The following is a 1,834-nucleotide window of genomic DNA, read 5'->3' as shown; positions in this document are numbered from 1 at the left end:
TAATCATTCACACGCAATCGTTCCCCGGCTGGGATTCCTTCACCGCCATGTTCTCCCATCTGAATTTCGTCAAGGACCACCACCAGAAAGTCACCCACGTGGCCCTTGTCACAGACTCCATCATTGGCGAATTCGCCGAGCAAATAGCCAGTCATTTCATCGCGGCTGAAATCAAGGTTTTTTCCTACGACGAACTGGAACAGGCAAAGCAATGGATCGATGAGGATGGATGCGCGTAATTGTTCCGCAACCATTGAATTTCAGTATTGCCGCGAGGAAACTACGTGTGTGAGAGGGTTGTAGGAAGCGATTCGAACGTTCAGTCCTCAATACTAAGTTAAATATAAGCCGTTTAGTATGGAGAGAAGTTATGGCACTAGAAACCTTTGATGATGTTCTTAGCGCTATTAAAAAAAATAGGGGTAAGCGTCAATTTCATCTTTATCTCGGGAATGGTTTTAGTATGGCTTATGATCCTAAGATTTTTTCATATAATGCATTGCATGATTTTATAACGAACCTGAAAGATGAAGATTTATCGAAAATATTAGGTGTTATTGAAACTAAGAACTTTGAGATTATCATGCAACAATTAGACAGCTTCTCAACTTTGATAAGTGTTTTTGGTGCAGATAAGGCATTAAAAGAAAAAGTAGATGCTGCAAGCGCTAAACTAAAATCAAGCTTGCTAGATGCGGTTAAAGCCCTACACCCAGAGCACGTATTTAAGATACCTGAAAAAAATAGCGAAGCATGTTCAAATTTTCTGAATACATTTATCAATACAGGAGGAAATGTTTTTTCGACAAACTATGATTTATTACTTTATTGGGTCTTGTTAAGAACCAGAATAGTTAACCATATTGATGGCTTTGGTCGTGATCTTTTGAATGCAGAAGAAGTGGAAAAAGGAGAAGAACAAGATTGGTCTGAATTGATATGGGGAAAACATAAATCCGAGCAAAATATATTTTATTTGCATGGTGCGCTTCCTTTTTTTGATACGGGTGTAGAAATTATTAAAGAAGAGTATGATGGAGTTAATTATTTATTAGAGAATATTGGTTCAAGAATGGATGCCGGAGCATACCCTGTTTTCGTAACCGCAGGTAATGGCAGAGAAAAACTTTCTCATATTATGCATAACCATTATCTATCATGGTGCTACGATAATTTATGAAACATTGAAGGAAGCTTGGTGACATTTGGTTTCAATTTTGGAGAATATGATGAGCATATCATTGAGGCAATTAATCGAGCTGCAAAAGATGGGAGAAAAGTACCGAATAAACTGTGGAGTATATATATTGGTGTATATTCTGATGAAGATTTAAAACATATTGAAGAAATTAGTCATAAGTTTAAATGTAAGGTGCATATATATGATGCAAAGTCAGTAAATGTATGGAATGTTTAGCGAAACTTCAAACTAATTAAATCTAACTTGGCTCCCTCATCGTCACAAACTCTTCCGCCGCAGTTGGATGTATACCAATCGTTGAATCAAACACCTTCTTGGTCGCACCGGCCTTAATTGCAATACCAATACCCTGGATGATCTCGCCGGCATCGGGGCCAAGCATGTGAACACCTACGACCCGGTCGGTTTTCCTGTCCACGATCATTTTCATGAAGGTTTTTTCATCACTTTCGGTGAGTGACAGCTTCATCGGTGTAAATTTCGACTTGTAGATATCGACATCACCGTAAAGTGTCCGTGCTTCTTCTTCCGTTAATCCCACGGTGCCCAGGTTCGGTTGGCTGAAGACGCAGGTCGGGATATCGTTGTAATCCACTTCGCCATCCTGGCCTCCGTACAAGCGTCGTGCCAGTA

Annotated in this window: 4 protein-coding genes; 3 read left to right on the top strand and 1 reads right to left on the bottom strand. The window is 39.6% G+C overall.

From position 1 onward, the window contains the following. The 3 genes from RLO81_RS15685 to RLO81_RS15675 form a co-directional block, all read left to right on the top strand. Positions 1-239, top strand: a 239-nt coding sequence (locus RLO81_RS15685; RefSeq protein WP_350113701.1) for a SpoIIAA family protein, incomplete at its 5' end; no start/stop codon positions are given. Between the two features lie 131 nt (positions 240-370). Next, the gene (locus RLO81_RS15680; protein WP_350113698.1) at positions 371-1,180 is read left to right on the top strand and encodes a DUF4917 family protein; all 810 of its coding nucleotides are present in this window, start codon (positions 371-373) and stop codon (positions 1,178-1,180) included. Between the two features lie 18 nt (positions 1,181-1,198). After that, entirely contained in the window at positions 1,199-1,417 is a 219-nt protein-coding gene (locus RLO81_RS15675; protein ID WP_350113695.1) for a hypothetical protein, read from the top strand. Between the two features lie 22 nt (positions 1,418-1,439). On the opposite strand, the gene RLO81_RS15670 is transcribed toward RLO81_RS15675, so the two are convergent. Next, positions 1,440-1,834: oxidoreductase dimerization domain-containing protein (locus tag RLO81_RS15670; RefSeq protein ID WP_502880464.1), on the bottom strand; the 395-nt coding region annotated here is incomplete at its 5' end.

Origin of the sequence: Fulvivirga sp. (assembly GCF_040220315.1) — a bacterium.
In the GTDB taxonomy this organism is placed as follows: domain Bacteria; phylum Bacteroidota; class Bacteroidia; order Cytophagales; family Cyclobacteriaceae; genus Fulvivirga.
The sequence above is the reverse complement of the archived record's forward strand: the minus strand, read 5'-3'. Positions and strand labels throughout refer to the sequence as shown.